The 6912-nt window shown below is 46.2% G+C and carries 1 protein-coding gene; it reads left to right on the plus strand.

Annotation, left to right across the window (positions count from 1 at the left end; genetic code table 11):
* On the plus strand, positions 1-6912 hold a 6912-nt coding region (locus ICN38_RS11590), incomplete at both ends, for an autotransporter-associated beta strand repeat-containing protein (protein ID WP_216257237.1).

The raw sequence follows: 6912 nt of genomic DNA on the forward strand, positions 1-6912 counted from the left end.
CTACCTTAGGTGGTGTTGATGCAGCGAACTACACCTTAGTTGGTGGCTTTACGACTGGTACCAATAACTACACCGTAAACCAATTAGCCTTAACTGGTTCAATTGCAGCTGGTTCTAATACATATGGTTCTGCTACCGCAGTAGGCGCTGCTAGCTTTAGTAATAAGGTTGGTATTGATGCGGTTACAGCAAGCGCAGTCTCGATCGTCTCACCTACCTATAGTTCTAGCACTAACTTAAATGCAGGTACTTATAAGCAAAGCATTACTGCTACCTTAGGTGGTGTTGATGCAGCCAACTACACCTTAGTTGGTGGCTTTACGACTGGTACTAATAATTACACGGTTAATCAGTTGGCCGTAAATATCACTATCTCTAAAACCTATGATGCAACTACATCTTTTAATACTACCAACGCTAACAGTTATTCTTTCACTGGCCTGAAAAATGGAGATATAACACCAACTATTACCTCAGGTTCAGCAACTGTTTCTAGCGCGAATGTTGGCAATTCCACTAGTTTTGCTACTAACACCTTTGTATTAAGTGATGCAAATTACACTTTAACAAGTGGAACTGTTAACGCCACCATTACCCAACTTAGCTCAGTAACCTTTACCGGTACTTCTGGTGGCCTATGGTCACTAGCTAGCAACTGGACTAATGGCGCACTTCCAACCCTAGGTAACGTAGCCACTATTAATATTCCGAATGCTAAGACTGTTAGTTATGACAACAGCATGGCTAGCCTCGCACCAATTGCAGGTGTTAGCGTTGTTAATAACGGCACAATCAGCTTTGCAAATATCAGCGCAGTAACCTTACCAGCGACTATTAGCGGCGCTGGAACAGTAACAACAACTGCCGCTGGTACCGTTACCTTATCAGGCCTTAATACTTATAGTGGCGGTACTTCAATTACTACAGGTACTCTGCAGGCTGGTAGTGCAAGCGCTTTAGGTAATGGCGCTCTATCGATTTCTGGTGGCTCATTAGATATTAATGGCCAAGCTCTAGCAGTAGGAACATCAATTACTGTTTCTGCAGCAGCTTCCATTATTGATAGCGCTACAGTTAAAGGCAATTTAACAAGCCCTCAATATCTCATTACCAATACGGCTGGCACGGTAAATATTTCTGCTGTCTTAGATGGCGGCGTTAGCTCTTCTTTAACTAAGTCAGGAGCTGGAATCGTAAGTCTCTCTACTACTAATACTTATAGTGGATTGACTACGATTAGTGCAGGTAGCTTAGCGCTTACTGGTAGTGGTTCTATTGCGAATAGTAGCGTTGCAGTTGCTGGAACATTTGATATCAGCGGTGTTACTACTACTAGTGCATCTATTGTTTCTTTAAGTGGGGCAGGTGGTGTGACCTTAGGTGCTAAGTCCTTAATCTTGACTAATGCTAGCGATATTTATAGTGGTGTAATGAGTGGTGCTGGTGGTAAATTGGTTTTAACAGCAGGTACTGAAACTTTATCTGGTCCTAATACATTCACTGGTGGCACAACCATTAATGGCGGCACCTTAAGTGCTGGCGCAAACTCCACTCCAACGACTGGTACGGTTACATCAGGCCCATTAGGTACGGGCACATTAACCATTAGTACCGGTGGCATCTTTGATATAGCTGGCAAGACCATCGCCAATGCTATCAACCTAAACGGTGGCACGATTACCAATAGCAATAGTGCTAGTACCGGTAACATCAACGGCGCTGTGCTGATGGGTGTTGCAACACCGTCATATTTAAATGCAGCAACTGGCGCTACTCTCAGCATGAACAGCATCATCGATGATGGTGCTAATCCCTATTCATTGGTAATTGGTAGTGCTGCAAAGACAGGTACTGTGATTTTGGGCGGAGCTAATTCCTACGGTGGCACTACTACAGTCAATGGCGGCACACTAACACTGAGCTCAACGTCTGCTTTGGGTATGAATCCTGCATTGAGCATTAATTCAACAACGAGTTCAACAACGGTGAACTTTAATGCTAACCAAGTTCTTAATACCCTGACTATGTCAGGTCTTAATGCTTCGATTGCCGGCACAGGCAGCTTAACAGTGAATAGCGCAGCGACACTATATGGCTCAATTAATTTAGGCGGAGCACAAATTTACAACGGCATCGTCACTATGCCAAATGATCCGACCATTACAACCAATAACCAAAACATTACCTTTAATGCGGCGGTTGAAGGATCGGGTCCTTTAGAAATTATTAATGGAACTGGTACTGTTACCTTTGGCAGCACAGTAGGTGCAAATACACCTTTGGCTAGCCTTGCTATTACCGGAACGGGTAGTACCACCTTAAATGGCAGTGTCACAACGGTCGGTAGCCAAAGTTACGGCGGTAATGTCATCCTCAATACCAGTGTGTCAATGAACACCACCAACAGTCCAGTTACGATTACTGGTACTGTTTCTGCTGGTACTACCACCAACACTAATGCTGGAGTCTTGGCTTTCTTAGGCGGCGGTAGTTACACTTTCACCCCAACTGGCTCGAGCTCAACAACCTATACCGCAGGATCTGGCACTCAAGCACCTGGCGTGACTGTTAGCTACAGCAGTGGCGTCTATAGCTGGACACCTACCGTGACTAGCTCTTCTGTTAATACTTTAGTCGTTGGTGGTGGTGGTGCTGGCGGTGATGCTAAAGATAACTATGCCAGTGGTAGTGGCGGTGGTGGTGGTGGTGTTATTGTCACTACTGGTTATTCAGTGACCGCAAGCTCAGCAATTTCAGGTATTACTGTTGGTGCTGGTGGTGCTAATTCCAACGGCGCTAACAGTATTTTTGGATCGATTACCGCATATGGTGGAGGTCAAGGTGCAACCTATGGCACCACTTCAGCGAATTTTGGAAGTGCTACATTTGCCGGTAGTGGTGGTGCAATTAACAGCAGCTCTACAGGCACTACAACGGGTTCCAATGGTGGTCTGAGTGGTGTTAATAGCCCCTTGAATGGCAGCAGTACCATTCTGACGGCTGGTAAGGGTGGATCTGCTTATAGTTCTGGTAGTGATTATCTCGCTGGTGGTGGAGGTGGTGCAAATAACAGTGCTAATTCTGGTAATGGCGGTAACGCAACAACAACTAACGCTGGATCAGGCGGTAGTGGTGTAGCCAGCTCAATTACAGGCTCTTCTGTTGTTTACGGTGGCGGTGGTGGCGGCGGCGCATCTGATTGCGGCAGAGGATGCACCAATTATGGTGGTTCGGGCGGCGCTGGCGGTGGTGCTGATGGCGGCGATAAATCCGCTTCGAGTGGTGCAGGATCCTCTGCATCAGCTAACACTGGTGGTGGTGGCGGTGGCGGTGGCTATAAGACTGGCACTGGCGGTAGTGGTGGCTCTGGTATCGTCATTGTATCTACCAGCTTTGCTACAACCACGACAGCAAGCGCTGGCCTAACAATCGCCGCTGGATCTGGCAAGGTTGCTCTTGCAGGTACGACTAACTTAACCAGTCTTTCTATTACTTCTAGTAATACAGGTAATACGGTTACTGGCCCAGTGGCAGGAGCTACTTCATTGAGCTTTACTGGCGCTAGTGCCCCAGCAACTTCAGGTGCGGGTGTATTAAATCTTTCTGGAGTCAATACCTATAGTGGTGGTACTGCCGTTAATGCGGGTACCTTAGCTATTAGTAGCGATGGCAACTTAGGTGCTGTGCCAGGCTCTGTGACTGCCAATTCAATTCGATTGAATGGTGGCGTCATTCAGGCAACAGATACATTCACTTTAAGTGCTAATCGCGGCATTCTCTTGCTCGCTAATGGCGGTGGCTTGGCGGCTAGCTCCACTAAGACCTTGACCTATAACGGCGTCATTGATGATGGTGCAGGATCTGCCTATAACTTGACAATTAATAATGCGGCCCAGACCGGTACCGTCATTCTGGGTGGTGTAAATACCTTTAGTGGAACTACAACTGTCAATGGCGGTAAGTTGCAATTGAGCGCAGCAGGTACCTTAGGTAGCCCTCCTAATACTTTAACCTTAAGCAATGCCACCTTTGATTTTGTATCTTCGCTTACTTTAGGCTCGCTCCAAATGAGTGGCGCCAGCAACATTACGAATAGTACAAATAGCACTACTAACACCTTAACCGTGAATGGTACTAGCACATTGGTCGGTAATATCTCTACTGGTGCTGCCCAAACCTATACCGGTGCAGTAAGCTTAGGCGCTGATACCGTTTTGTATACAACTAATGATGCTGTAACGTTTACCTCTACTGTAGATGGCGCATATGGTTTGACTGTTAATGCTGGTACTGGTGCAGTCACCTTTAGACAAGCAGTTGGTTCTGGAGCTGGAACAGCTCTCTCTAGTTTGAATATCGCTAGTGCAACTGGAAGTACTGTTTTATATGATGATGTCACTACCTCAGGTAACCAGAATTACGCAGGTCCAGTGAGCTTGAATATGGATGTGATTCTGAGTTCTAATTCAGGTAGTACTGGTGGTGCAATTACTCTAGGTAGTACTGTGAATGGCGCTGATCACCTAACATTAATTGCAGGTTCCGGTGTGATTACCCTCAGTGGTGTCATTGGTGGTACCACCAATCTTGCCAGCTTAACTGCCAGCAGTACTTCACAAATTAATATCAATGCCGATATCACAACCAGTGGCAACCAAACTTTCAATGGCCCAGTAGTTCTCACAGGAAATGCAATCCTCACTTCGGTTGGACAAGCTACTACCACTACGACATTTAATTACTCTTCATCTGCACAGTACTTTACGGTTACTGGCACAACGGCAACCATTACTTTAGTGGGTGCTGCCGGTGGTCTTGGTGGTAATGACTGTACTCTTGCTTCTGGATGCTCACTTAACAATAACTGGCAAGGTTTAGGTACTGGTCCTTCAACAAGTTATACCCTGACACTAACAGGCCTTACTTCGGGTACGGTTTTAACGATTGCCCCTGGTAGTGGTGGTGGTGCAGCTGCTGGTGGCGGCACACTTACTGCGCCAGGAGGTTCAGCAGGTAATAATGCCCTTGCTTTAGGTAATGGTGGCGTTGGTGGAAATGCCGGTGCAGCTGGCTACTCAGGTGGTGGCGGCGGCGGTGGTGCTGCAACCGTTGTAAGAGTTGGCACATCTACTTTCTATCTGTATGCCGGTGGTGCTGGCGGTGGCGGTGGCGGTAGTAGGGCAGACGTTAGCCTTACAGCCACGGCTGGACAAGCCTATGGCGCAACTGCTATTTCTCCAATTGCTACTAAAGTATCAACTACTTCAGCTGGTTCACCAGGTTTTGCTGCAGGACAAACCGCTACGGCTTGCTCAACTTCAGGCGGTTGTGATGGTGCAGGTAGTGGCGGTGGTGGTGGTGGTCTGATTGGTGGTACGACTTTCTCAGGACCAACCACCACAAATAAAACCCTTAACGAATACGTAGGTTATGGTGGTGATGCTGGTTCGACCGGTACCTCAGGAACCATACCAACTGGCGTTACTATTTCAAGTTCAAGCACTACGCCTATCACTTTAGCTAATTCTGCCAATGGTTATGCCATGGTGACTGCTTTAACTCCAAGTGGTGGAGGTATTACTTTCAATGGCACGGTTGATGGTGCCCGTAATTTAACTGCAATTGCTAACACTACCAATGGCACAGTGACTTATGGTGGTTTAGTTGGAAGTAAAACTGCGTTAAGCAACCTTTCCACCACAGCTAAAACCATTAATGTGACTGCTACTACCCCAACGCTGGGTAATACTGTCTTAACAACAGCTAACCAAACTTATAGCGGGGCAGTGACCACCAGTACTAATTTGGTATTGAATGCTGGTGGAGTATTTACCTTAGCTAGCGGATCCACGATTACGAATTCAGGAACTGCAGCTGGTAATAACATCGTTATTGTTGGCAATCGAATTCAGAATAATGCTGGCGCTTCAGCGCTTAGCGTTTCCACAGCTGGCAGCTCAGGAAATGTATGGCAGATTTGGAGCACAAACTCTAGCCCATTTACAGGTGCAACTACTGACAATACGGGCGGTCTCAATAATGCTTATGTTCAATACAATGCTACCTATCCAAGTACTACTGTCTTGGGTACCGGTAATGGTTTCTTATATAGCCTAGCCCCTGAAGTTACTGTTAATTTATCAGGCACCTTAACCGCTATTACTTATAACGGATCATCTGCAGCGACTATTCCAAGTGGTAGTTACGCTCTTGCTTCTCCTACGGGGGCAATTAATAGCGATATAGTCGCCTTGAATACCAAAGATACGACTGGTAATTATGTAGATGTAAATGGAGTTGCAACTTCTAGCGTAGGCACATGGAAGGTTCTACCAAATAGCAATCCAACTATTACTGCTAGTACGAACGTAGGCGGTAAACCAATTTATGGCTATAAAGTCTCACTTAATGACACATTACAAGGCACCATTAATCCAGTTACGGTTACCGTAAGTCTCACAGCTTCTAAGACCTATGACGGTACTGCAGCCTTTACTGTTAATTCAGCTACGAGCTATACACTTTATTCAGCAAACTTTACCTACACACTATCCGGAACTACTGCCGGTAATGTCTATTTAACAGGCGGTACTGGAACTGTAAGCTCAGCTAACGTAGGTAGCTATACATCTTTCACTTCTAATACCCTTACTTTATCTAGTGCAAACTATGTTTTAAGTAGCACTATCAGTGCAACAATTAATAAAGCCCCTTTAGGTATCGCCGTAGCGGGTACCTATAACGGTGGCACCAGCTACACCAATGGCACCGGCGGTGCAACCGTGACCTTAACGGGCTTAGTAGCTAGTGATGCCACTAAAGTGACCAACAATAGCAATAACAATGGTGTGACCGCTACCATCAATAGCCAAGACGTGAGCGCTAATGCGACTAACTTCACTTCAAGCATTG

The organism is Polynucleobacter sp. AP-Melu-500A-A1, from assembly GCF_018882125.1.
In the GTDB taxonomy this organism is placed as follows: Bacteria; Pseudomonadota; Gammaproteobacteria; order Burkholderiales; family Burkholderiaceae; genus Polynucleobacter.